A 25,865-nucleotide genomic window follows, 5' to 3' on the forward strand; every position below is an offset into this window, starting at 1 on the left:
CATTGACTAAAAGTAAAGTAGGATGTTATTGGCAACAAATATAATGATTTTACAATAAACTGCAAAATTTTATTGACTTTTATTTATACATTTCCAATAACATACCACAAAAACCACCGCCATTCCTTATGAATAATAAGCATTTTACATGAATTTCATAAAGAAAAGCATTTTCGTCATACCGTACTTATGAAATCTTACAGATTTTTTCCTATCTTTGCAACATATATAATTACCTAAACAATAATAAATTAAATACAGCAACAAGTATTATGAATTTATCTGACTCAATCAAGACATTCACCATGTTGTCAATGCTGTCGCTTTTTCCCTTAAACACGTCTGCGGCAGACAAGACCGGTGACTTTACCGTGGGCGACAAAACATTCCTGTTGAATGGTGAACCTTTTATCGTAAAAGCAGCGGAACTGCACTATCCGCGCATTCCACGCCCGTATTGGGAGCATCGCATAAAGATGTGCAAGGCTCTCGGCATGAATACAATCTGTCTGTATGTCTTCTGGAACATACACGAACAGACAGAAGGCCGGTTTGATTTCACCGGCAACAACGACGTGGCCGCATTCTGCCGACTCGCACAGAAAAACGGGATGTATGTGATCGTACGCCCCGGCCCATACGTATGTGCAGAATGGGAAATGGGCGGACTGCCATGGTGGCTGCTGAAGAAAAAAGACATCAGGCTGCGCGAACAGGACCCCTACTTCATGGAACGGGTCAGAATATTCGAACAGAAAGTAGGAGAGCAGCTCGCACCACTGACGATACAGAACGGAGGACCTATCATAATGGTGCAGGTTGAGAACGAATACGGCTCGTATGGCGAAGACAAGGCATACGTAGGGGAGATACGCGACATCGTAAAAGCCTCCGGATTCGACAAAGTGGCCCTGTTCCAATGCGACTGGGCAAGCAACTTCACAAAGAACGGGCTTGAAGACCTTATATGGACCATGAACTTCGGCACCGGAGCAAACATCGACGAACAGTTCAAACGCCTTGGAGAGCTGAGGCCCACATCTCCGCAAATGTGCTCAGAATTCTGGAGCGGATGGTTCGACAAATGGGGCGCACAACATGAGACACGTCCTGCAAAGGCAATGGTAGATGGTATAGACCAGATGTTGAGCAAAGGCATTTCCTTCTCATTATACATGACACACGGAGGCACATCGTTCGGCCACTGGGCCGGAGCCAACTCACCCGGATTTGCACCGGACGTCACATCATACGACTACGACGCTCCCATAAACGAGTACGGGCACGCCACAGAAAAATACTATGAGCTTAGAAACACACTTGCCAAATACAACGACGGGAAAAAGCTCCCCAGTGTCCCGAAACCGGTGACAGGAATAATAACCATACCCAAATTTTCACTTACAGAGTATGCACCGCTCGTATACGGAGCGGACAACACCGTCAGAAGCAGAAATGTCAAGACTTTCGAGGACATGGATATGGGATGGGGAACGATGATATATTCCACTGAACTGCCACAGACCAAAGGCGGCAGCATCCTCACACTGAACGAATGCCATGACTACGCCCTGATATATATAAACGGCAAATATACCGGAAAAATCAATCGGGTAAGGAAAGAAAGTTCGATAACTCTGCCACGGACAAACAAGGGCGACATTCTGACAATAGTACTGGAAGGCATGGGCCGGATAAACTTCGGACGGGCAATAAAAGACTATAAAGGCATAACAGGGAATGTGACAATGGCGTCTGAGGTTGACGGTGATGAAGTGACATGGAACCTTAAAGACTGGACGATAAGCACTGTTCCCGACGACTATGCAACTGCGATAAAGGCATTAGGCCAAAAGAACAAAAATAACAGGATCAAGGCAAACTCAGGATACTACAGAGGCTTCTTCAACCTGAAAAAGACCGGAGACACATTCCTCAACATGGAGAAATGGGGCAAAGGACAAGCCTATATAAACGGCCATGCCTTAGGACGGTTCTGGAGCATCGGCCCGCAACAGACCCTGTATATTCCCGGATGCTGGCTTAAAAAAGGCAGGAACGAGCTTGTGGTGCTCGACATCGAAGGACCGGCAGAGGCCGAATGCCACGCACAGGACAGACCTGAACTGAACAAGCTGAACAAACCGACAGAGAAGAAGAAAAGGAATGCTCCGGACCTGAAGTCGATGAAACCGGTAGCCAAAGGTTCTTTCAGCAACGGTAACGGATGGCAGAAAGTAAGTTTCCCCACAGCCAAAGGATGTTATCTGGCCATAGAATGCCTAAACGCGCATGACGGCGGCAACATAGCGGCCATTGCCGAACTGTACGCCGTGGACAACAAGTCGAAGCGGATGAGCCGCGAGGCGTGGACATCGGCATACACTGACAGTGATGACGCAAAAGGAGGCAACCATACGGCAGACAAGGTGTACGACTTACAGGAATCCACATATTGGAGCACTGCTCCGTCGTCAAAATTCCCTCATGTGATTGTAATAGACCTCGGAGCGGAATGCGAGCTGACAGGAATAGAATATCTGCCACGCGCAGAACAAGGAGCACCGGCCGGCACCAAGGATTACCGCATATATGTATATTAATAATGTGAAGGCCTACTGTTTCATGAACATAAACAATATAGCCGGCTTTATCACATAATGCAGCCGAGGTGCTGCACAAGTCATGTTTCAGGCATCCGGAACCACCGGATGCCTCTTTCTTTCCGGAATCCTGGCAGGATGTCTCAAATACGGAGGCACCGGCCGGCCGGCAGTCTTCGCGGGCGCAATGACCGCATTGGCATGCGCCACCATTATAAGCCAATCATACAAGAAAGAAGAGCTTGCCGGAGGCCTTGCCGGCTTCAATGCAATATTAGTCGGATGCGCAGCCTTTACATTTCTCCACGACGCCACAGCGACATGGGGGTTGCTTATAATATCGGCCATTCTCACACTGCCACTCAAGCTATATCTTGACAGATGCTTCACGAGATTCGGAATATCATCGCTCACTTTGCCGTTCATCATCGCCACATGGGCGTTACTGTATTTCTCGCAGGCGACAGACACGGCAGCACTATATCATCCTGGAACATCTGAGGATACATGTGCGGACATTACTTTCTACAGTGCCTTGCAAGGATTAATGAAAGGATTGTCACAGGTGTTTCTCATCGACTCATGGCCGGCGGGATGTATATTCTTTATGGGCCTGTGGGTGGCGGAACGACGCGCTGCCCTTTGGGCCGTGGCAGGCTCAGCCATAGGCATGGCAACCGCTTTATGCACAGGATGCCCGTGGGAGGAGATAGCCGGGGGAGTATGGGGATTCTCACCTGCACTGACCTCCATTGCACTTGGTGTCACTTTCCGCACATCCGCAGCATGGCATTGGAACATCGCGGTAATTGCAGCAACTGTATTCACCGCATTACTACAACTGTTGTTGTCTCCAGCACTTACCTGTATGGGACTGCCGGTGCTGACACTGCCTTTCTGTATAGGCACATGGACTGCTACTGGCACACGACATATATGCCGCGCATGTTCACGACACACTTGCAAGAAAGCATAAACCGCTTAAAACACAATAAGCCGCAGCCTCTATTACCGGCTGCGGCTTATTGTCATATATAATCAAAAAGATTGAGATTTCCTTAATCATTTACCACTACCTCAGAAGCATCTCCTGCATAGTCAAGCACATTCCTGCGGTTGGCCTGAATACGGTCATATTCTTCCTTTGAGCCGACAATAAGACGGTTCAGCTCACGCCTACCGGTACCGGCAGGGATGAGGTGTCCGCAGATTACATTCTCCTTCATACCTTCCAGTCTGTCAACCTTTCCACGTATGGCAGCCTCATTAAGCACCTTGGTTGTTTCCTGGAATGACGCAGCAGACATGAAGCTCTTTGTCTGAAGGGCCGCACGAGTGATACCCTGAAGTATCTGGGTTGAAGTTGCGGCTATCGCATCACGAACCTGGACAAGCTTGAGGTCGCGGCGCTTCAGAGTTGAATTCTCATCACGCAACTTACGTGCGGTAACAATCTGACCGGGCTTGAGATTCTCGCTATCACCGGCATCGGTAACAACCTTCTTGCCCCAAATACGGTCATTCTCCGCAGCAAAGTCAAGCTTGTCGACAATCTCCTGCTCAAGGAACGATGTGTCACCCGGATCGTTAATCTGAACCTTACGCATCATCTGACGGACGATAATCTCGAAATGCTTGTCATTAATCTTAACTCCCTGCAGACGATAAACGTCCTGAACTTCATTCACTATATATTCCTGAACAGCGGTCGGACCCTTGATGGCAAGAATATCGGCCGGAGTTATGACACCATCCGACAGCGGAGTTCCCGCACGCACGGCATCATGCTCCTGAACAAGAATCTGCTTAGACAACGAAACAAGATACTTACGCTGCTCACCGGTCTTGGATGTCACGACAATCTCACGGTTTCCTCGCTTAACCTTACCAAGTGTCACCTCACCGTCGATTTCTGAAACCACTGCCGGATTGGAAGGATTACGTGCCTCAAAGAGTTCAGTAACACGCGGCAGACCTCCGGTGATGTCACCTGCCTTGCCGACAGCACGCGGGATTTTCACGAGAGTCTCACCGGTATTTACCTTCTGACCGTCCTCAACGACAACGTGACCACCCACAGGGAAGCTGTAAGTTCCTACTTTTTCTCCGTCTGCATTTATAACGTCACAGGTCGGAACCTTTGTCTTATCACGTGACTCGGTGATAATCTTTTCCGTAAGACCTGTTGTCTCATCAGTTTCAGCACGGTATGTCGTACCTTCGATTACATCATTGAACTTCAGCGTACCAGAATACTCCGTAACGATAACGGCATTGAACGGATCCCACTGCGCAATCTTATCGCCCTTTGAAACAATATCATTCTGCTTATGATAAAGCGAGGAACCGTAAGGCACATTCATCGTAGAAAGAACGATACCTGTATTAGGATCAACAAAACGAACCTCGCCAAGACGGCTCACTACCATCTCACATTTTACACCATCCTCATCAAACGGCACTGTGCGTAGCTCCTCAAATTCCAGCCTACTGTCATTCTTTGCAACAATAGTGGCATTGGCTGCGGCATTGGCCGCCACACCACCGGCATGGAACGTACGGAGAGTAAGCTGTGTTCCCGGCTCACCGATAGCCTGTGCGGCAATCACACCTACAGCCTCACCCATCTGAACCATACGGCGGGTAGCAAGGTTACGCCCGTAACACTTCATACATACCCCATGACGGCTCTCACAAGTAAGCACAGAACGGATTTCCACACTTTCAATCGGAGATTCCTCTATTATCTTTGCAAGCGTTTCAGTAATCTCCTCACCTGCGGCAACAATCAGCTCATTTGTCTGAGAATGCACGATATCGTGAACAGACACACGTCCGATAATTCGCTCATAAAGCGTTGAAATGACTTCGTCACCGTTCTTCAACGCTGTACATACAAGACCACGCAATGTACCACAGTCTTCTTCCGTGATAATGACATCATGGGAAACATCCACAAGACGACGTGTCAGATAACCGGCGTCAGCTGTCTTCATGGCGGTATCGGCAAGACCCTTACGGGCACCGTGAGTAGAAATAAAGTACTCAAGCACAGACATACCTTCCTTGAAGTTTGACAGAATCGGGTTCTCGATAATCTGCGCACCCTCGGCACCGGCTTTCTGCGGTTTTGCCATAAGTCCACGCATACCGGACAACTGACGAATCTGATCCTTAGAACCACGGGCACCGGAATCAAGCATCATAAATACGGCATTGAATCCCTGGTCGGCTTCGGTCATCTCTTTCATCAGGACATTGCCAAGGTCATTATTTACGTGAGTCCATGTATCGATAACCTGATTGTAACGCTCTGTATCGGTGATGAATCCCATGTTATAGTTATCGGTGATCTGACGCACCTCCTCATTACCCTTGGCAATAAGATCTTCCTTAGCCTTTGGAATGATGATATCATCGAGGTTGAATGAAAGTCCTGCAAGATATGCCATGCGATAACCAAGATTCTTTATACCGTCAAGGAACTCGCAAGCTTCAGCAAAACCTACCGACTTGATTACATCCGCAATGATATCACGCAGACTCTTCTTGGATATTACGGTATTCACATATCCGACTTCTTCAGGAATGATACCGTTGACTATCACACGACCAACAGAAGTCTCAACCATCCTGTCAACAAGATTTCCCTTGTCATCCAGGTCCTTTACAAGAACCTTCACCAAGGCATGCAGATCGCATTTACCCTCGTTATGGGCAATTATAGCCTCTTCCGGACCATAGAATGTAAGCCCCTCTCCCTTAGCTCCCGGACGTATCTTGGTAATATAATAGAGTCCGAGCACCATATCCTGAGAAGGCACAGTAATAGGAGCGCCATTAGCAGGATTGAGGATATTATGACTCTGAAGCATCAATATCTGCGCCTCGAGAACGGCCTCATTGCTCAAAGGAAGATGGACGGCCATCTGGTCACCGTCAAAGTCTGCATTGAACGCTGTACATGCCAACGGATGAAGCTGAATTGCCTTACCCTCTATAAGTTTCGGCTGGAATGCCTGAATACCAAGACGGTGAAGCGTAGGAGCACGGTTCAACAATACAGGATGTCCTTTCATCACATTCTCAAGAATATCCCAGATAACAGGCTCTCGCCTGTCTACAATTTTCTTCGCACTCTTAACTGTCTTGACAATGCCGCGCTCAATGAGCTTACGTATGATAAACGGTTTGTAAAGCTCCGCAGCCATCAGTTTAGGCAGACCACACTCACCCATCTTCAATTCCGGACCGACAACAATCACGGAACGGGCAGAATAGTCGACACGCTTACCGAGAAGATTCTGACGGAAACGTCCTGCCTTACCCTTCAGTGAATCAGAAAGAGATTTCAAAGGACGGTTGCTGTCGCTCTTTACGGCACTGCTCTTACGGGAATTATCAAAAAGGCTGTCCACAGCTTCTTGCAGCATTCTCTTCTCGTTACGGAGAATCACTTCAGGAGCCTTGATTTCCATAAGCCTCTTCAGACGGTTGTTACGTATGATAACACGACGATAAAGGTCATTGAGATCTGACGTTGCAAAACGTCCGCCATCAAGAGGAACCAAAGGACGCAATTCCGGTGGAATCACAGGTATTATCTTTAAAATCATCCATTCCGGACGGTTTATATCCTTGCTGCCACGGAATGCCTCGACAACCTGAAGACGCTTCAATGCTTCATTCTTACGCTGTACGGAAGAATCGCTGTTTGCACGGTCACGCAACTCATAAGAAAGAGAGTCCAAATCAAGACGGATAAGAAGCTCGTTGATAGCCTCCGCACCCATCTTTGCAATGAACTTATTAGGGTCGCTGTCATCAAGATAGTCATTATTATTATTAAGCTGGTTCTCTATAATGTCATTGTATTCATCCTCAGAAAGCAAATCGTACATGTTCGAGCCCAAGGCATCATTGCCCTCTGCATCTTTACGGCCTGCCATAATACCGGGCTGGATTACCACATAACGCTCATAATAGATAATCGCATCAAGCTTCTTGGTCGGGAGCCCCAACAGATATCCTATCTTATTAGGCAAAGAACGGAAATACCATATATGAGCCACAGGAACAACAAGTTCGATGTGTCCTGTACGCTCACGGCGCACTTTCTTTTCCGTCACTTCCACACCGCACCGGTCGCACACAATACCCTTATAACGTATACGCTTGTATTTTCCACACGCACACTCGTAGTCTTTTGTAGGACCGAATATGCGTTCGCAGAACAAACCGTCACGTTCCGGCTTATAAGTGCGGTAATTGATTGTTTCCGGTTTGGTCACCTCACCAAAAGAACTTTCCAATATTTCTTCCGGAGAGGCCAGACCTATGGTAATCTTGGTAAAATTACTCTTTATCTTTGTATCTTTCTTGAAAGCCATATTTACTTTTAATTGTATATTATATATGTAAAGAGTTTACTTTTATTAGTCGAGTTTAACACTGAGTCCGAGTCCTTTCAACTCATGTAAGAGTACATTAAGCGACTCAGGAATACCAGGTGTAGGCATCGGCTCACCCTTGACAATTGCCTCGTAAGCCTTGCTGCGTCCTACCACATCATCGGACTTGACCGTAAGTATCTCCTGAAGCACATGACTTGCACCGAATGCCTCAAGTGCCCAAACCTCCATTTCTCCGAAACGCTGGCCGCCAAACTGCGCCTTACCTCCAAGAGGCTGCTGCGTAATGAGAGAGTACGGGCCGATAGAACGTGCATGCATCTTATCCTCGACCATGTGTCCCAATTTGAGGAAGTAAGTAATACCTACCGTTGCAGGCTGGTCAAAACGCTCTCCGGTCTCTCCATCATAAAGGTGAGTAGAACAAAGATGCGGCAAACCGGCCTTGTCTGTCCACTCTGCCAAGTCGTCGAGTTTCGCTCCGTCAAAGATTGGAGTGGCAAATTTAACTCCAAGACGCTTACCTGCAGCACCAAGAATAGCCTCGAATATCTGTCCGAGATTCATACGCGAAGGAACACCCAGAGGGTTCAATACCAAATCGACTGGACGGCCGTCTGCAAGGAACGGCATGTCTTCCTGACGGACGACCCTTGAAACGATACCTTTATTTCCGTGACGACCGGCAAGCTTATCACCTACACCTATCTTACGCTTCTTTGCAACATACACTTTTGCCATCTGCAGAATACCGGAAGGAAGCTCGTCACCGATGGTGATAGCAAACTTCTTACGCTTCATCTCTGCATCAAGCAGCTTATATTTCTTCATGAAGTTGATAATCAACTTCGCTATAAGGTCGTTTGTATGCTCATCATCCGTCCACTGGCTTATCTGTATATCACCATATTCAAGATTCTTCAGGTTTGTCATTGTGAACTTGCTGCCGCGGGTAATGATTTCCGCACCGGTGTAATCCTTGACACCTTGTGAAACCTTGTCCTCTGTAAGAGTAAGCAGCTTGTCAATGAGAATATCTTTAAGATCTTCAACCTTTACCTCATATTCTTCATCGATTTTTGCAAGGATGGCCTTGTCCTGCTGTTTTGTCTGACGTGTCTTGATAGCACGTGCAAACAGTTTTTTATCTATTACGACACCGGTAAGTGAAGGATTTGCCTTAAGTGAAGAATCCTTGACGTCTCCGGCCTTATCACCGAAGATTGCCCTGAGAAGTTTTTCCTCCGGAGAAGGATCGCTCTCACCTTTAGGGGAAATCTTTCCGATCAGAATGTCACCTGGCTCGACACGCGCACCTACACGTATGATACCGTTGTCATCAAGGTCCTTTGTCGCCTCCTCGCTTACATTCGGAATATCACTCGTAAACTCTTCCATTCCACGCTTTGTCTCACGCACGTCAAGAGAATACTCATCCACATGAACTGAAGTAAGAACGTCTTCACGAACAATACGCTCATTAAGTACAATGGCATCCTCATAGTTATAACCCTTCCATGGCATATATGCCACAAGCAAGTTACGTCCCAAAGCAAGCTCTCCATTCTCGGTTGCATAGCCTTCAGTGAGAATATCTCCCTTCTTCACACGCTGTCCCTTATTGCAAATGGGACGGAGGTCGATGGTCATATTCTGGTTCGTACGACGGAATTTAGGTATGCAATACTCTTTCAATGCCGGTTCAAAACTTACAAACTCTTCATCCTCCGTACGGTCATAAAGAATACGGATTGTCGTAGCATCAACATATTCCACGACACCCTCTCCCTCGGCCGTAATCATCGTGCGCGAGTTCTCACAAACTTGCTTCTCAATACCTGTACCGACAATCGGAGCCTCATTATGAAGCAAAGGAACGGCTTGACGCATCATGTTAGATCCCATCAACGCACGGTGAGCATCATCATGCTCCAAGAACGGGATAAGCGAGGCCGCTATAGATGCTATCTGTTGAGGAGATACATCCATAAGGTCTACCTGCTCCGGCGGAACGACAGGGAAATCGGCATCCTGACGACATTTGACAACAGAACGGATGAATGTTCCGTCATCATTCAAAGGAGCATTGCCCTGACCTATTATGTGGTCTTCCTCTTCCTCTGCAGTAAGATATACAATATCCTCATTCTTCAGGTTGGCCACGCCATTCTCAACCTTACGGTATGGTGTCTGGATAAATCCAAGCTCATTAATCTTAGCATATACACACAAAGAAGAAATAAGTCCGATATTAGGACCTTCAGGACTTTCAATAGGACACAGACGGCCGTAATGGGTATAATGCACGTCACGCACCTCAAAGCCAGCACGCTCACGTGAAAGACCTCCAGGACCCAAAGCCGAAAGACGGCGCTTATGTGTGACTTCAGCCAACGGGTTGGTCTGATCCATGAACTGTGACAACGGATTCGTTCCGAAGAAAGAGTTGATAACGCTGGAAATAGTTTTTGCATTTATCAGGTCCGTAGGTGTAAACACCTCATTGTCACGAACATTCATACGTTCGCGAATAGTACGGCTCATACGCGCCAAGCCTATCGAGAACTGATTGCTGAGCTGCTCACCTACAGTACGCACACGCCTGTTGGACAGGTGGTCGATATCGTCAACCGTAGCTTTCGAGTTAATCAACTGTATAAGATACTTGATAATCTCAATTATGTCTTCTTTTGTGAGCACCCTGATGTCCATATCAGTGTCAAGACCCAACTTCTTATTTATACGATAACGGCCTACATCGCCCAAATCGTAACGCTTATCGGAGAAGAACAGATTCTGAATAACCTCACGTGCACTCGCATCATCAGCAGGATCCGCATTACGCAACTGCCTGTAAATGTAAAGGACAGCCTCTTTCTCCGAATTGCTCTGGTCTTTCTGCAGAGTATTGAATATGATTGAAAACTCCTGGGCAACAGACTCGTTTTTATGAACAAGAATTGTCTGGGCACCGCTCTCAAGGATTTCCTCCATATTATCTTCTGTAATCTCTGTCTCGCGTTCCATAATGACCTCATTACGCTCGATAGAAACCACCTCACCGGTATCCTCATCAACAAAATCCTCATTCCAACTCTTCAGCACACGTGCCGCGAGCTTGCTTCCAATGGCTTTCCTGAGATTTGTCTTATTTACCTTCAACTCCTCAGCCAAATCAAAAATCTGCAGGATATCCTTATCCGTCTCATATCCTATGGCACGAAGAAGAGTCGTAACAGGTAACTTCTTTTTACGGTCGATATACGCATACATCACATTATTGATGTCTGTGGCAAACTCTATCCATGAGCCCTTAAACGGAATGATGCGCGCAGAATAAAGAAGAGTTCCGTTAGCATGTGTGCTCTGACCGAAAAAGACACCCGGTGAACGATGCAACTGTGATACGACAACACGCTCTGCACCATTAATGACGAAAGTACCGTTGGTCGTCATGTATGGAATCGGGCCAAGGAACACATCCTGAATCACTGTTCCAAAATCCTCATGATCCGGATCCGTGCAATACAGTTTAAGTTTGGCCTTAAGAGGTACGCTATATGTAAGTCCACGCTCAAGACATTCGTCAATAGAATAACGCGGAGGATCAATATAGTAATCCAAGAACTCAAGAACAAAATTATTACGCGTATCGGTGATAGGGAAATTCTCAGCAAAAACCTTATACAAACCGTCATTCTTGCGTTCTTCAGGTGGGGTGTCTAACTGTAAAAAGTCCTTGAAAGACTTTAATTGCACATCCAGGAAATCCGGAAACGGCATCGGATTCTTGACGCTGCCAAAGTATACTCTGTTATCAACTAATTTTGAAGCCATAAAAAATGATTATCTTTTGGGACAAATAAGTCCTATTTTGCAAAACGGGCCTATAAAAGACACAAAAAGGTTAAGAACCTCCTACTTAGAGGTTCTTAACCATATACTATTTTCAGTATGCTTTATTACTTAAGCTCAACTACGGCACCAGCAGCCTCGATAGTCTTCTTCAAGTTCTCAGCCTCGTCCTTAGAAAGACCTTCCTTCAAAGTAGAAGGAGCACCGTCAACAAGGTCCTTAGCCTCTTTCAAACCAAGACCACAAGCCTCTTTAACTGCCTTTACAACCTGCAATTTAGCAGCACCGGCCTCTTTCAAAACTACGTCGAAAGATGTCTTCTCCTCTGCCTCGGCAGCAGCGCCACCAGCAGCAGGACCAGCAGCAACAGCAACAGCTGCAGCAGCGGGCTCAATTCCATACTCGTCCTTCAGGACTGTTGCCAACTCGTTTACTTCCTTAACTGTAAGATTTACTAATTCTTCAGCAATAGCTTTAATATCTGCCATTTTTATTATTATTTTATTGTTTTTTAATGTTGAATTTAATGACTTTATATAAAGGCCGTAAGCCTATTATTCAGGACGCTCGCCTAAAGTCTTCAGCACACCATGTATAGTGTTCGCTCCTGACTGGAGAGCAGAGACAACATTCTTTGCAGGCGACTGCAGCAATGCCACAACATCTGCAATAAGTTCGTTCTTGCTCTTTAGAGAAGCCAACTCCTCAAGTTTATCAGCTCCGACAAAGAAACTTTCCTCTGCGTATGCAGCTTTCAATGCCGGAATACCCTCTTTTGTATATTCCTTAAGCAGTTTGGCAGGTACATTAGCCGTATTTGTAAACATAACAGCCGTTGAACCTTTCAAGCAATCATAAAGTGGTTCATAATTGATTTCCGAAGCCTCCAATGCTCTATGAAGAAGGGTATTCTTTACAACAAGAAGCTTAATCTCTTTTTTGAAACACTTTGCACGGAGAGCACTGGTCTTCTCTGCATTCAATCCGGTAAGGTCTACCAGATAGAAATGAGGATATTGCTTCAGTTTCTCACCTAACTCTACGATAATAGTATCTTTTAATTCCTTTTTCATTTTACTAAACTTTTAACGAGTTATTCAACTGATTTAGGATCTACCTTGATACCCTTACTCATAGTGCTTGAAATAAAGATACTCTTTATATAAGTACCCTTAGCGGCAGCAGGCTTCAATTTTATAACGGTCTGTATAAACTCTTTCGCATTCTGACATATCTGCTCCGGAGTGAAACTTACCTTTCCAATGGAAGCATGTACGATACCGGCCTTGTCTACTTTAAAGTCTATCTTACCCTGCTTTACTTCCTTAACAGCCTTGGCAACATCCATAGTCACAGTACCGCTCTTAGGATTAGGCATCAATCCACGAGGACCGAGAACACGTCCGAGAGGTCCGATTTTGCCCATGCATGACGGCATTGTGATGATGACATCAATATCTGTCCAACCGCCTTTTATTTTCTCGATATATTCATCAAGACCAACATAGTCGGCACCTGCTTCTTTTGCAGCAGCTTCTGCGTCCGGTGTACAGAGACACAATACTCGCGTAACCTTACCTGTTCCGTTTGGCAGTGAAACAACGCCACGAACCATCTGATTAGCTTTACGCGGGTCAACGCCCAAGCGTACATCGATATCAAGTGAAGCATCAAACTTAGTTGTGGTAATTTCCTTTACCAATTCTGCTGCTTCATTCAAAGAGTATGCTTTCCCTGCTTCAACCTTATCAGCTACCAACTTTTGATTTTTTGTCAGTTTACTCATTTTCGTAATTGAAGTTATTAATTATTTACCAGGGAATTCCCCATTTACAGTGATACCCATACTTCTTGCCGTTCCTGCAATCAGCTTCATTGCCGACTCTACAGTAAAGCAATTCAAGTCGTTCATCTTATCTTCCGCAATAGCTCTAACCTGCTCCCAAGTTACAGAAGCGACTTTATTACGGTTAGGCTGCGCTGAACCACTTTTAATCTTTGCCGCTTCCTTCAGCTGTACTGCTGCAGGAGGAGTCTTGATTATAAAGCTGAATGACTTATCGGTGTAGTAGGTGATAACAACAGGAAGAATCTTACCTGCCTTATCTTGGGTTCTGGCGTTGAACTCCTTGCAGAATCCCATAATGTTTATACCTTTAGAACCAAGTGCAGGTCCTACTGGAGGTGAAGGATTCGCAGCGCCACCTTTAATCTGTAATTTGATTAATCCAGCAACTTCTTTAGCCATTTCTTTATTAATAATTAATTAATTGCGTATAAGCCGGAAACATCCGACCTTAAAAAAGAACAACCATACCGTAACAAAATATGCCTATTCTTTTTCAACTTGCATAAAACCAAGTTCCAACGGAGTTTTACGTCCGAAAATCTTAACCATAACCTTCAGCTTACGCTTTTCAGCATTCACCTCTTCGATGACACCGCTAAAGCCGCTAAAAGGTCCTTCCGTAACCTTTACCGTTTCATCCACACTGTAGGGAACATTTACCTCAATATTCTCCACAGCCGTTTCTTCGGCATTACCCAGGATACGGTTTACATCAGCCTGTTTAACCGGAGTAGGATTATCCAAACCGCCCAAGAATCCCAACACATTAGGCATAAAACGCAACGTATGCGCGACTTCACCTTGGAGATTCGCCTCTACGAGCACATAACCCGGAAGAAACAATTTCTCTTTGATTACGCGTTTTCCGTTGCGGAGCATAGCATACTTTTCAGTAGGCAAAAGAACCTGCCCGACGTTAGCAGAAAGCACAGGATCGTGCTTTATTGCTGCATCAAGATATTCCTTAACCTTTGCTTCCTTTCCACTAACGGCACGCAATACATACCATTTCATTCCTGATTGAGACATTTTAAAACTAAAAGCGATTAATTAGGATATATAGAACTCATAACAAACTTGAAAACCAAATCCATTACCCACACAACCAATGCAATGATAAGGGAAGCAGATAAAACAACCACTGCACTCTGTGTAAGTTCGGCACGGGCTGGCCAAGTGGTATTATGCGCAAGTTCATCGTAACATGTCTTGCAATAGTTTATGAATTTCTTAAACATACGTTTCTTTTTTAGCACGGGATGAGAGGCTCGAACTCCCGACACCTGGTTTTGGAGACCAGTGCTCTACCAACTGAGCTAATCCCGTAAAAGAGGTTCCCGGTATTAGCGGGAACCATCCATATTTATCTCGATTAATATTAATCTTCGATGATTTCTGTAATCTGACCTGCACCAACTGTACGTCCACCTTCACGGATAGCGAAACGAAGACCTACGTTCAGAGCAACAGCGTAGATAAGCTCAACAGTGATTGTTACGTTATCACCAGGCATTACCATTTCTACACCCTCCGGCAGAGTGATTTCACCTGTACAGTCCATAGTACGGAGATAGAACTGAGGACGATACTTGTTACCGAACGGAGTATGACGACCACCCTCTTCTTTCTTCAGTACATAAATCTGAGCCTTGAACTTCTTGAACGGCTTAATCTGACCCGGATGGCAAAGAACCATACCACGCTTGATTTCTGCCTTATCGATACCACGGAGCAACAGACCTACGTTATCACCGGCCTGACCTTCGTCAAGAAGCTTGCGGAACATTTCAACACCTGTTACGACAGACTTCTTATCCTCGCCAAGACCGAGAAGCTCAACCTCGTCACCTACATGAATAACACCAGTTTCGATACGACCAGTAGCAACAGTACCACGACCAGTGATTGAGAACACGTCCTCAACAGGCATCAAGAAAGGCTTATCTGTATCACGCGGAGGCAGTGGAATCCACTCGTCTACCTGTGCCATAAGCTCCATTACTTTCTCCTCCCACTTTGCGACACCGTTAAGTGCGCCAAGAGCAGAACCGCGAATGATAGGAGTATTGTCGCCATCATACTCGTACTGATCAAGAAGCTCACGCATTTCCATCTCTACGAGTTCGAGCATTTCCTCATCCTCAACCATATCGCACTTGTTCAGGAACACAACCAGTTTCGGAACGTTTACCTGACGAGCGAGCAACACGTGCTCACGTGTCTGAGGCATAGGACCATCAGTTGCGGCAACAACGATAATAGCGCCATCCATCTGAGCAGCACCGGTAACCATGTTCTTTACATAGTCAGCGTGTCCCGGGCAGTCAACGTGAGCATAGTGACGGTTAGCTGTCTCATACTCTACGTGAGAAGTATTGATAGTGATACCGCGCTCTTTTTCCTCAGGAGCATTATCAATCTGATCGAAAGACTTAACCTCAGAAAGACCGTTCTTTGCCAAAACAGTTGTGATAGCAGCAGTCAAAGTAGTCTTACCGTGGTCAACGTGACCAATGGTTCCGATATTTACGTGCGGTTTGGTACGCACAAAACTTTCTTTAGCCATAGCTTTATTGTTTATTTATTTTAATGAATAATCTGATTAAATAGTTTTAGAGCTGTTACTGAGAGTTGAACTCAGGACCTCTTCCTTACCAAGGAAGTGCTCTACCACTGAGCTATAACAGCAAGGTTAGAGCGGAAAACGGGGCTCAAACCCGCGACCCCCAGCTTGGAAGGCTAGTGCTCTATCAACTGAGCTATTTCCGCAAAATCCTTGTAGTGTGGGTGGTGATGGATTCGAACCACCGAAGGCATCGCCAGCAGATTTACAGTCTGCCCCATTTGGCCACTCTGGTAACCACCCTGTTTTAACTCTTCTTGAGCCTCTTGTCGGATTCGAACCAACGACCCCGAGATTACAAATCACGTGCTCTGGCCAACTGAGCTAAAGAGGCATCTTCACAGCCGTAATCTTTATTGTTTTACGACGTTCCTGAAAACGGCTGCAAAGTTAAGCATTATTTTTTAATCTCCAAAACTTTTCCAAGTTTTTTTTAATAATTCCTTGTTTTTTCTTTAAATTTCTGCAGCTGTGCCCTCATAGAGTCAACACACAAGTCGGTAGCCTCCTCAAACGTGTCACTTACCTTTTCAACGAACAACGTGCTTCCGGGAACCGTCACGGTAAGACTTACCTCCTTATTTTGTGCTGTCGCGGGCTTCACTACCTTCAATAGCACCTCTACTTTCTTTATATCTTCAAACGACCTTTCCAACTTGGCGGTTTTCTTTTCAATAAACGCCTGCAATTTTTCCGTAGCGTCAAAATGAATTGACTGAATTTTAATTTCCATAGTTACCTCCTATTTTTAATAAGGTTATGCCCGGGGATGGGCGTGTTTATAAATCCGCTTAAGCTCCTCAAACGTAACATGGGCGTAAATTTCCGTTGTCACAACACTTTCGTGCCCAAGAAGCTCCTTTATACTTTTTATATCCGCACCATTATTTAATAATGACGTGGCAAATGTATGCCTTATCACATGTGGAGACCGTTTTTTCAACGTAGAGACCATACCGAGGTGACGTCTGACCATATATTGTATTTGTCCTTTTGTCAACCGCAGGCCTTTATCCGAAAGAAAAAGAGCATTGCAACGTTTATCAACGACCTCATCCCTCAGCGAAATGTATCTCCGGAGCGTTCCGGCAAGTCCTTCGCCAAAAGGGACTATGCGCTGTTTGTTTCTCTTGCCCGTAACCTTTATCAGATTTCTGCCGAAATCCACCGAGACATCATCCAACGATATCAGCTCGGACAGACGGATACCCGTTTCATAAAATGTCATTATGACAGTACGGTCACGCACACCGTCAAAGGTGTTGTCCCATATCTTTTCCCCGTCCAGCAGTTTTTCAATCTCCTTTTCTTTCAGGAACTGCGGAAGAGGACGCTCGGTCTTCGGATTCTTGACAAACCTTGTCGGGTCCGACTTCACCAATCCTTTCAACAGAGCAAAGCGGAAAAAGGTGCGCAACGCGCTCAGTCTTCTACAGATTGAAGACGCAGAGTTCCCCTTATCCATCATACTGTCAACCCATTCACGGATAACATCAGAGTCCACCGACTCCCAAGAGAGATGATCATCCAGCTTTTTAAAGAACAGTTCAAACCGCAAAAGGTCTTCACCGTAATTCTGCACCGTCAGCACGGACTTATTCCGCTCATAGCGCAAATATTCCAAAAACTGTCCTATCATCATAAACGTTGCACCACATATTATATTTCGGCAACGAATTTACGAAATAAAATTCAAACCGCAAAAAAATTAAGGAATTTTATTCCTCTGTAGCGCGCATTTTCTGTACGTAAACGGCGTGTTCCATCTTAAGTCTCTTCAGTACAGAAGGCTTGTCAAACTGCTGACGTGCACGGAGCTCTTTAACAACACCTGTCTTTTCGAATTTTCTCTTAAACTTCTTGAGGGCCTTTTCAATGTTCTCGCCTTCCTTTACCGGTACAATAATCATTTGTTTTTTGATTTTAAATTTTAAATTAAACTTGTTATTCGGGCATAGAGCCACGATTTGCGGCTGCAAAGATACACCTTATTTACCAATGACACAAGTTTTTAGCTGTTTTTTTTGCTTTTTCTATAAATACAAGGATTATAATATACAGCGGACTGATGGAATAATTTAAGGAATAAATCCTAAGGCATTAAAAAACAACACGAAGAAACATATCATTATAAACATTATAAAACAGAGACGAACGAAAGCTGGCAATGACAGACGAACGGCAAATGTAAAAAGTGTATTTGGGCAAAATACAGAGTGTACGTAGGCTACATACACAGTGTATGTAGGCCAAATACAGAGTGTATGTAGCCTACGTACACTTTTAACATTTGCTGTCTGCCTTTCGCATCCATGGCTTATGGAGTTAGTAAAATCGCCATTCCCAATCTGCAAGCGGTGCGAACGGCAATGACGCCACAGCATAAATCTTCATAATTTTATAATGCGAAGCTGATACATACGGTCCGAAATCACAAATAACCGGTCGGCTTTCCATATAAAAGCAAGCCCATAATCCGACCCTTAAAGATTGCACAAAATGATTAATAAAGATTAAACTCGTGAAATCCGCCCTGCATATCATAACAAAAGCAATAATTTTGCACAAAACATCAATCTACTATACAATGAGCATTAAAAAGATTTTCTGCGACAAGCAGACATACAGACTAAAAACCGTATTGGTGCAGGCTGCACTTATTTTTATCACATCATACACAGGGGCCACCGGCACAGGAACGACATCCGGTGAATTCGGCACAATACACAACGACACTTTCTGGAACACGTCCGACGGACAACCGCTATATAGTCATGGAGGCGGAATATTCAAATTCACAGACCCTGATACAGGACAGAAAAGATATTATTGGTATGGAGTACGTTATAAAGGGTCTGTGGAATACCGGACCGATCCTGCCGTAACAGTCGAGCATGCGGTATTCGACGGTGTCACATGCTACAGTTCCGACAACCTCACGGACTGGAAATACGAAGGAGACGTACTCACACGCAACGAGATTGCACTGCACGAAAGAGTGTCATGGGTCGGAAGACTTGGAGTGGCATTCATACCCGAAAAACAAAAATACGCATTGATTGTACAATGCGGAAGCGGAGTGCTGTTCACCACATGCGATACACCCAACGGACAATTCAGATGGTTTTGGAAAAAGGACATGACATCCACCATCGGCACACCCAACACCGGCGATCAGACGGTATTCACAGATGAAGACACCAACCGTTCATACCTTATATATTCATACGGCAGAGGGCGCAACAAGATATACATATCCGAAATAGGCATAAAGAATGACACAATAGACCTTATTGACTGCCAGCAGATTTTCAAGGGAGAAAGCCGCGAAGGAAACTGCATGTTCAAATATAAGGGGAAGTATTATATGTGCGCTTCAAACATCTACGGATGGGACGGCTCATACGCCTATTACCTGATGGCCGACAATATCAAAGGTCCTTACACCCCAGTAAACAACATGCAGGTAATGAGCGGATGCGAGAATGATTATGCGCACGTATCGCAAACCGGATTTTTCTATACCGTCCGCGGCACGAAAGAGGAAACCGTAATATATTGCGGTGACAGATGGTCATGCTTCGCAGGAAACGGCATAGGTTACAACCAATGGGTACCATTATCGTTCGACCGTAACGGTAAACCGGTATTCAATTCTGTCTCATCATGGTCACTTAATGCAAAAACCGGTGAATGGAAAATAAACAAAGACAACAATTACGTACTCAACGGCAGTTTCGAGGCCGACAGACGGAGGATACCCAATCCCGTAAAACCGCGTCAGGAATTTCTGCTTGGATGGAAAACCGAGTTTATAGAAGGCCGCAAGACTTCTGTGGAAGACAGTCTGTCACCGCGACTGAACTATTTCAACACCCAAAGCGACCGTAAGTTCGTAATTGGAGAGAAAAGTCTGTGTATCACCGACACGGAACCTTTCAAACGCCGTGTATCACAGACAATAACTTCGTCCTCCACGCTTCCGCTTCCGGACGGCAAATATACCCTGAGTGCCAAAGCATGCAGAACAGGCAGCTTTGACAAACTTATAATGTACGCAAGAAGCAACGGAAAGACCAAGATATATAGAATAAAGACAAAATCGGGAAATTGGGAAAAAATCAAGATGCAGGACATAACCGTCTCAGGAGGACAAATTGAAATAGGTTTCGAAGCAAAAGGACAGGGCGGTGCACAGTGCCTCATAGACGATGTGGAACTCATCATGAGGCACTGATGCCACCATACTCCATTCATCACAATTCCGAACAGGCGGCTTCAAGCCATGCCCTGTCGGCATCATCGTCAAGAAAAGGCATAAGCCGGTCACGCACCATACGGTGGTAACCGTTAAGCCAGCAGACTTCATCCTCATCGAGCAACCCCCTGTCTATAGGCGACTTGTCTATAGGACAAAGTGTGAGAGGTTCAAACTGCAGAAATCGTCCAAAAGCTGTATGCATGTAATCTGTCACAAGAAGTGTGTTTTCTATACGTACACCGAACTTTCCGTCAATATATATTCCAGGCTCGTCGGTGACGGTCATGCCAGGTACAAGCGGGGCAGGCCTCCATTCCATACGTATCTGATGCGGACCTTCGTGCACGTTCAAATACGACCCCACGCCATGACCGGTCCCATGCAGATAGTTGAACCCTTCACGCCATAATGGAAGACGGGCCAGGGCGTCAATTTGTGTCCCCGAGGCACCGCATGGAAACTTTGCCATTTCCAACCGTATATGTCCCTTCAAGACCAATGTGTAGACATGACGTTGCTCTTCCGTAACCGTACCAAGAGCTATTGTACGCGTGATATCTGTAGTACCGTCACGATACTGGCCACCGCTATCGATAAGCAACAGTCCTTTTGACGACAAAGGAATGTCAGTCTCTTCCGTCGCTTCATAATGAACAATGGCTCCGTGATGTTCGTATCCTACAATGGAATCAAAAGAAATGTCACGGAACTGTTCCTGACCGGCCCGTAGAGAGTCAAGCTTCTTTCCTACAGACAATTCTGTCTGCCCACCGGCTCCTACCGCCGGCAACAGCCACCTGAGGAATTTTACCATCGCCACACCGTCACGGAGCATGGCACGCCTGAAACCGGCAATCTCCGAAGCATTTTTCACCGCCTTCATCGATGGGACAGGACTCTTACCGAACACCACCTTGCAACGTCTCTCTATTCTTTTATATAAAGCATAGCTTGTCTCGTCTGCATCTATCAGAATGCTGTAGGAACTGTATTTATCCATTCTGCCGGCAACGTCATCATAAGGTCTCAGATCCACGTCATAGCTTTTCAGATAGTCGCGCACTTCGTCCGTAAGCTTTTTATCGTCTACGAATAATGTTGTCCTGTCACCATCTATAAGCAAATAAGACACAAACACAGGATTGCAATGTACATCGTTACCACGCAGGTTCAATATCCACGCCACATCGTCAAGGGCAGAAACAAGTATGCCTCCGGCATGAAGCCTTTTCAGTTCCTTCCGTATTCCGGCAAGTTTTGCATCAGTTGTCTCACCGGCATACTCAAGGGGATGAATCTCCACCTTATCCTCAGGAACAGGCGGACGATCTGTCCATATCACATCAAGGGGGTCGAAATTTGTGCGCACTGTTATACCGCCCTGCATACGCAACTCACCTATAAGGGTCTCCGCCACCGAAACGGAATTAACCATACCGTCTATCCCCACAACGGTTCCTCCGCTGACAGCCAGTTTTCGTCCAAGCCATTCTGTAATTGAAGGCGTGGTGTCCAACCCGTATTTCATCAGTACGAATTCCGTTCCGGCAAGTTGCCCGGCGGCCGCAATGAAGTATCTTGAGTCTGTCCACAAGGCAGCCTCATCCAAAGTAACGACTGCTGTTCCTGCAGAACCGTTGAAACCGCTTATAAACTCACGTCCCTTCCAATGAGACGGCACATACTCACCGTTATGCGGGTCTGTGCTCGGGAAGATAAAGGCATCCAGCCCTTCTTTTCTCATAACATTCCGCAATGCGGATATACGTTCATTTACAGTCTTCATCATTAATAATATATTATATGAAACAAACATTTGCCTGTATACTCAGACACAGACAGTGAAATGCAATATTACAAATAAAAATCCGTAAAAACGATATACCGGAATAATAAAATATTTTAAATTCACCCATATTTGTTATTCCCACCTTACAAAGACATGTCTTTTTATAATTAATAACAAATAAAAGAGAACCGTTTATGCCGCAATAGCTGTTTTTTTGCTAACTTTGCGGTGCTATATACGATAGTAATACGAATTATTATAACATTTTAATTAAATAAACAATTATGGCATTTTTAACTAACGACAAACTTGTTATCGTCGGTGCCGGCGGCGCCATCGGTTCTACAATGGTACAGACAGCTCTCACAATGAAGCTTACTCCTAACGTATGTCTCTATGACGTTTATGCTCCGGGCATGGAAGGTGTTATGGAAGAAATGTTCCACTGTGGATATGACGGTGTAAACCTCACTGCCACTACTGACGTTGCCGAGGCATTCAAAGATGCAAAGTACATCATATCTTCAGGCGGTGCTCCACGCAAGGCAGGCATGACACGTGAGGACCTTCTTGCCGGCAACTGCAAGATTGCGGAAGAGTTGGGCAAGAACATCAAAGCCTACTGCCCCGACGTAAAGCATGTTGTTGTCATCTTCAACCCCGCTGACCTTACCGGTCTGGTAACATTGCTGTACTCCGGTTTGAAACCTTCACAGGTCACGACTCTTGCCGCACTCGACTCTACACGTCTGCAGAGCGCACTCGCCAAGAAGTTCGGTGTAAAGCAGTACGAGGTGACAGGCTGTGCTACATACGGCGGCCACGGCGAGCAGATGGCAGTGTTCGGCAGCGCAGTGAAAGTGGCCGGCAAGCCTCTGAACGACCTTATCGGCACACCGGAATTTTCCGAGGCAGACTGGAAGCAGCTCCAGCAGGACGTAACAAAGGGCGGTGCAAAGATTATCGAGCTCCGCGGACGTTCTTCATGGCAGAGCCCGGCTTATTGCTCTGTAGAGATGATACGCTCGGTTATGGGCGGTGAGAAGTTCCGTTGGCCTGCAGGCACATTCGTTAAAAAAGAGAAGTATCAGAACATCATGATGGCTATGGACACCACACTCGATGAAAACGGATGCACATACAAGATGCCACAAGGCACTGCCGATGAAATGGCGGCACTCGATGCAAGCTATGCACACCTCTGCAAGATGCGCGATGAACTCGTCACACTGAACATCGTACCGGAAGTGGAGAAGTGGAATGAAATTAACCCTAACTTGTAATTTTCCGATTACGAAATAGAACAGGCTGTCATACAGAGCACATCTATATGACAGCCTATTTTTATTACTTCCAGTCAAGCTTTACAGAAGTCTGAATGTTACAGGAACTGTGAATTTCACACGGACAGGAGAGCCGTTCTGAAACCCGGGAACCCATCTTGGCATGGAACGTACCACACGCCGAGCTTCCTTGTCAAGAGACGGTTCTACGGATTTCTCAATCTTTATGTCTGTAAGATAGCCATCACACTCAACAACGAATGCCACAAGAACACGTCCCTGCACACCTTTCTCTTCTGCAACAACAGGATACTTGATGTTTTTCTGAAGATATTGCATCAAAGCGGCGTCACCACCGGGAAACGAAGGCATTACGTCAACAACATTAAAGATTTTCACATTTTTATTTTCATTTTCCTGTTTTATTTTTTTAGCTTCTGCCAACCGCCGTTTGTATTCAGTTTCCCAATACTCTTGATAATTTTCTTCCAATTTACTTGAGTATTCAACCTCTTGTTTTTCCTTTTCAGCCTTTATTTTTTGATTCATACTCAATATCCCACTCAATATCTCCCTCGTAACCTCATCCTCTACTTCCATTTCTAAACAGCCAAGAAAAGCAGTACTGTCAATTTGCGCATCACCGGGAATCTTAACAGACACCAGATTCTCACAACCGCTAAATGCATATTCACCAATATACTCCACTTTTGAAGGTATCGGTATTTTCTCTAAACTATTACAATTCTCAAACGCATGTCCGTCTATTATTCTCAAACTATCCGGCCATGTTAATACACGAAGTGCTTTACAGTCATAAAATGCTCCGGGCCCTATCCTATCTATACCATTAGGAAGATTTATCTCTTCTAAAGACAGACACCCACGGAAACATTCACCCGAAATATCTTTCACTGACATTGGTATACTTATACGCGACAACTTTTCACAACCATAAAATACTCCGGGGCCTATTCTATCTATACCATCGGGAAGTTTTATCTCTTCTAAAGACAGACACCCACGGAAACATTGTCCCATTATATTCCTAACTGTCTCCGGTATATTTATATTCCTCAAACTTCTACAATTATAGAATGCTTTTATGCCAAGAATCTCCAAACCGGCAGGAAGAACAATTTCTTCCAATGATACACAGCCATAAAAAGCATTATTATCAATATAATGTAAAGAAGAGGGGATATTTATACTCTTAAGATTTGTAAAATTAGCAAAAGCGTTTTTACCTATTCTCTCCAAACCCTCAGGAAGAACAAGCCTGCAAAAACCTTTCTGAAGAACAAGCCTGTTGCCTGTATTTAATTTAAAAGCTCCATCCCGAATAAGAGTTGATATAGCATCATCTCCATTTAAAACCTTATGACAAAATGCCGCATCCCCTATTTGAGTCACCTTATACGTTTCTTTTTTATATTTTACTTCTGCCGGAATAACTATATTTTCTTTCAAGTCATCAAAGAATGATGGATTCTGGTGTGCTACTTCCACCTCCTTTTTACTTTCGTCTATTACATTATAGACAAGACCCTTATATTTGAATGTCTGGGCGGCTGTTCCGATACATACAATTCCAAATACAGCAACAAGTATAAACTTATTCATTTTAATCATTTTTTATTATCTGTTTTTTTAAATATAAAGAACACCATAACACTCTTCTTGACTCTGACCGCAACACCTTTATGCTTGCCCGGATTCCATCGTGGCATACTTTTCACGACTCTTACAGCCTCTTTGTTCAACAACGGACTGACAGAATTTACAACACGGGCATTGCTAATCTTTCCGTCACGCTCAACAACAAACTCAACGGTAACACTTCCACCGACTTGCTGCTTTTCTGCCTCTGACGGATATCTTATATTCTTGTCAAAGAATTGATACATTGCATTATCACCTCCAGGAAAAGAAGGCATCCGCTCTACTGAGTCATAAACTTTATCGGAAATATTATTCTGACCGACACACACGATTGATGACATTAATGACATCAACAATAACACTAAAATCTTTTGCATAAGTATCTGATATTTATCTATAAGTAATCATTACAAAAAGCAAGTCATAAGAAGATTGCCCACAATCATAATCTTAATAAATGCAAAATTACACAAAAGATATTACTATTTTGTTTTTACAACTGTAAAAAGCACAAACAGTCTCAAACATT

The 25,865-nt window shown here is 44.9% G+C and carries 17 protein-coding genes, 5 tRNA genes and 3 pseudogenes; 4 read left to right on the forward strand and 21 right to left on the reverse strand.

The genetic code is table 11. From position 1 onward, the window contains the following. Positions 1-272: 272 nt before the first annotated feature. The gene (locus HPS56_RS08935; RefSeq protein ID WP_172275806.1) at positions 273-2,603 is read left to right on the forward strand and encodes a beta-galactosidase; all 2,331 of its coding nucleotides are present in this window, start codon (positions 273-275) and stop codon (positions 2,601-2,603) included. A gap of 73 nt (positions 2,604-2,676) precedes the next feature. Continuing rightward, positions 2,677-3,579: pseudogene (locus HPS56_RS08940) on the forward strand (urea transporter); the annotation flags it as partial. An 82-nt stretch (positions 3,580-3,661) separates the two neighbouring features. Here the strand turns inward: HPS56_RS08940 and rpoC are convergent. The 17 genes from rpoC to rpsU form a co-directional block, all read right to left on the reverse strand. Continuing rightward, on the reverse strand, positions 3,662-7,993 hold the full coding sequence (gene rpoC / locus HPS56_RS08945; protein ID WP_172275808.1) for a DNA-directed RNA polymerase subunit beta': 4,332 nt from the start codon (positions 7,991-7,993) through the stop codon (positions 3,662-3,664). A gap of 45 nt (positions 7,994-8,038) precedes the next feature. Further along, positions 8,039-11,851 (reverse strand): DNA-directed RNA polymerase subunit beta, encoded by a 3,813-nt coding sequence (rpoB, locus tag HPS56_RS08950; protein WP_172275809.1) that lies wholly within the window; start codon positions 11,849-11,851, stop codon positions 8,039-8,041. 125 nt (positions 11,852-11,976) lie between these two features. Beyond that, positions 11,977-12,357, reverse strand: coding sequence for a 50S ribosomal protein L7/L12 (rplL, locus tag HPS56_RS08955; protein ID WP_172275810.1), 381 nt, complete (start codon positions 12,355-12,357; stop codon positions 11,977-11,979). A gap of 66 nt (positions 12,358-12,423) precedes the next feature. Further along, the gene (rplJ, locus tag HPS56_RS08960) at positions 12,424-12,942 is read right to left on the reverse strand and encodes a 50S ribosomal protein L10 (protein ID WP_172275811.1); all 519 of its coding nucleotides are present in this window, start codon (positions 12,940-12,942) and stop codon (positions 12,424-12,426) included. Positions 12,943-12,962: 20 nt separating this feature from the next. After that, complete coding sequence (rplA, locus tag HPS56_RS08965; protein ID WP_172275812.1) at positions 12,963-13,655, reverse strand: 50S ribosomal protein L1; 693 nt, start codon at positions 13,653-13,655, stop codon at positions 12,963-12,965. Positions 13,656-13,676: 21 nt separating this feature from the next. Further along, positions 13,677-14,117 carry a 50S ribosomal protein L11 gene (rplK, locus tag HPS56_RS08970; protein WP_172275813.1) on the reverse strand — a complete coding sequence of 147 codons (441 nt, stop codon included), beginning with the start codon at positions 14,115-14,117 and terminating at the stop codon, positions 13,677-13,679. Positions 14,118-14,201: 84 nt separating this feature from the next. Beyond that, positions 14,202-14,747 carry a transcription termination/antitermination protein NusG gene (gene nusG / locus HPS56_RS08975; RefSeq protein ID WP_172275814.1) on the reverse strand — a complete coding sequence of 182 codons (546 nt, stop codon included), beginning with the start codon at positions 14,745-14,747 and terminating at the stop codon, positions 14,202-14,204. A 17-nt stretch (positions 14,748-14,764) separates the two neighbouring features. Further along, positions 14,765-14,956 (reverse strand): preprotein translocase subunit SecE, encoded by a 192-nt coding sequence (secE, locus tag HPS56_RS08980; protein ID WP_172275815.1) that lies wholly within the window; start codon positions 14,954-14,956, stop codon positions 14,765-14,767. Between the two features lie 15 nt (positions 14,957-14,971). After that, positions 14,972-15,044: transfer RNA gene (locus HPS56_RS08985), tRNA-Trp, on the reverse strand. 52 nt (positions 15,045-15,096) lie between these two features. Beyond that, positions 15,097-16,284 carry an elongation factor Tu gene (gene tuf, locus HPS56_RS08990; protein WP_172275816.1) on the reverse strand — a complete coding sequence of 396 codons (1,188 nt, stop codon included), beginning with the start codon at positions 16,282-16,284 and terminating at the stop codon, positions 15,097-15,099. Between the two features lie 50 nt (positions 16,285-16,334). After that, positions 16,335-16,406, reverse strand: a tRNA-Thr gene (locus HPS56_RS08995). An 8-nt stretch (positions 16,407-16,414) separates the two neighbouring features. Continuing rightward, positions 16,415-16,487, reverse strand: a tRNA-Gly gene (locus tag HPS56_RS09000). A 15-nt stretch (positions 16,488-16,502) separates the two neighbouring features. Further along, positions 16,503-16,584 (reverse strand) — tRNA-Tyr (locus tag HPS56_RS09005). A 17-nt stretch (positions 16,585-16,601) separates the two neighbouring features. Further along, positions 16,602-16,675: transfer RNA gene (locus HPS56_RS09010), tRNA-Thr, on the reverse strand. 99 nt (positions 16,676-16,774) lie between these two features. Further along, a complete protein-coding gene (gene hpf / locus HPS56_RS09015; RefSeq protein ID WP_172275817.1) occupies positions 16,775-17,074 on the reverse strand; it encodes a ribosome hibernation-promoting factor, HPF/YfiA family in 300 nt (99 codons plus the stop codon). A 24-nt stretch (positions 17,075-17,098) separates the two neighbouring features. Further along, positions 17,099-17,983: a tyrosine recombinase XerC gene (locus HPS56_RS09020; protein ID WP_172275818.1), complete on the reverse strand. Its 885-nt coding sequence runs from the start codon at positions 17,981-17,983 to the stop codon at positions 17,099-17,101. A 76-nt stretch (positions 17,984-18,059) separates the two neighbouring features. Then, positions 18,060-18,251 (reverse strand): 30S ribosomal protein S21, encoded by a 192-nt coding sequence (gene rpsU / locus HPS56_RS09025; protein ID WP_172275819.1) that lies wholly within the window; start codon positions 18,249-18,251, stop codon positions 18,060-18,062. A 677-nt stretch (positions 18,252-18,928) separates the two neighbouring features. Between rpsU and HPS56_RS09030 the strand changes: the two genes are divergently transcribed. Then, a complete protein-coding gene (locus tag HPS56_RS09030) occupies positions 18,929-20,578 on the forward strand; it encodes a family 43 glycosylhydrolase (RefSeq protein ID WP_172275820.1) in 1,650 nt (549 codons plus the stop codon). Between the two features lie 19 nt (positions 20,579-20,597). Here HPS56_RS09030 and HPS56_RS09035 read toward each other — a convergent pair whose 3' ends face one another. Next, positions 20,598-22,391, reverse strand: a complete 1,794-nt coding sequence (locus HPS56_RS09035; RefSeq protein WP_172275821.1) for an aminopeptidase P family protein — start codon at positions 22,389-22,391, stop codon at positions 20,598-20,600. 284 nt (positions 22,392-22,675) lie between these two features. Between HPS56_RS09035 and HPS56_RS09040 the strand changes: the two genes are divergently transcribed. Further along, positions 22,676-23,674 (forward strand): malate dehydrogenase, encoded by a 999-nt coding sequence (locus HPS56_RS09040; protein ID WP_172275822.1) that lies wholly within the window; start codon positions 22,676-22,678, stop codon positions 23,672-23,674. Positions 23,675-23,755: 81 nt separating this feature from the next. Here HPS56_RS09040 and HPS56_RS13370 read toward each other — a convergent pair. The 3 genes and pseudogenes from HPS56_RS13370 to HPS56_RS09050 form a co-directional block, all read right to left on the reverse strand. Continuing rightward, positions 23,756-24,070 (reverse strand): annotated as a pseudogene (locus HPS56_RS13370) (energy transducer TonB); the annotation flags it as partial. A 219-nt stretch (positions 24,071-24,289) separates the two neighbouring features. Further along, a pseudogene (locus HPS56_RS13375) lies at positions 24,290-25,306 on the reverse strand (leucine-rich repeat domain-containing protein); the annotation flags it as partial. After that, positions 25,303-25,713, reverse strand: a complete 411-nt coding sequence (locus HPS56_RS09050; protein ID WP_172275824.1) for an energy transducer TonB — start codon at positions 25,711-25,713, stop codon at positions 25,303-25,305. The gene HPS56_RS09050 and the pseudogene HPS56_RS13375, both read right to left, overlap by 4 nt. Between the last annotated feature and the right edge of the window lie 152 nt (positions 25,714-25,865).

The organism is Xylanibacter muris, from assembly GCF_013166605.1.
Classification (GTDB): Bacteria; Bacteroidota; Bacteroidia; order Bacteroidales; family Bacteroidaceae; genus Prevotella; species Prevotella muris.

Bases quoted from the DNA above. Each gene is read 5' to 3' on its own strand.
- HPS56_RS08935 (WP_172275806.1), top strand. From the start codon at position 273: ATGAATTTATCTGACTCAATCAAGACATTCACCATGTTGTCAATGCTG.
- rpoC (WP_172275808.1), bottom strand. From the start codon at position 7,993: ATGGCTTTCAAGAAAGATACAAAGATAAAGAGTAATTTTACCAAGATT.
- rpoB (WP_172275809.1), bottom strand. From the start codon at position 11,851: ATGGCTTCAAAATTAGTTGATAACAGAGTATACTTTGGCAGCGTCAAG.
- rplL (WP_172275810.1), bottom strand. From the start codon at position 12,357: ATGGCAGATATTAAAGCTATTGCTGAAGAATTAGTAAATCTTACAGTT.
- rplJ (WP_172275811.1), bottom strand. From the start codon at position 12,942: ATGAAAAAGGAATTAAAAGATACTATTATCGTAGAGTTAGGTGAGAAA.
- rplA (WP_172275812.1), bottom strand. From the start codon at position 13,655: ATGAGTAAACTGACAAAAAATCAAAAGTTGGTAGCTGATAAGGTTGAA.
- rplK (WP_172275813.1), bottom strand. From the start codon at position 14,117: ATGGCTAAAGAAGTTGCTGGATTAATCAAATTACAGATTAAAGGTGGC.
- nusG (WP_172275814.1), bottom strand. From the start codon at position 14,747: ATGTCTCAATCAGGAATGAAATGGTATGTATTGCGTGCCGTTAGTGGA.
- secE (WP_172275815.1), bottom strand. From the start codon at position 14,956: ATGTTTAAGAAATTCATAAACTATTGCAAGACATGTTACGATGAACTT.
- tuf (WP_172275816.1), bottom strand. From the start codon at position 16,284: ATGGCTAAAGAAAGTTTTGTGCGTACCAAACCGCACGTAAATATCGGA.
- hpf (WP_172275817.1), bottom strand. From the start codon at position 17,074: ATGGAAATTAAAATTCAGTCAATTCATTTTGACGCTACGGAAAAATTG.
- HPS56_RS09020 (WP_172275818.1), bottom strand. From the start codon at position 17,983: ATGATGATAGGACAGTTTTTGGAATATTTGCGCTATGAGCGGAATAAG.
- rpsU (WP_172275819.1), bottom strand. From the start codon at position 18,251: ATGATTATTGTACCGGTAAAGGAAGGCGAGAACATTGAAAAGGCCCTC.
- HPS56_RS09030 (WP_172275820.1), top strand. From the start codon at position 18,929: ATGAGCATTAAAAAGATTTTCTGCGACAAGCAGACATACAGACTAAAA.
- HPS56_RS09035 (WP_172275821.1), bottom strand. From the start codon at position 22,391: ATGATGAAGACTGTAAATGAACGTATATCCGCATTGCGGAATGTTATG.
- HPS56_RS09040 (WP_172275822.1), top strand. From the start codon at position 22,676: ATGGCATTTTTAACTAACGACAAACTTGTTATCGTCGGTGCCGGCGGC.
- HPS56_RS09050 (WP_172275824.1), bottom strand. From the start codon at position 25,713: ATGCAAAAGATTTTAGTGTTATTGTTGATGTCATTAATGTCATCAATC.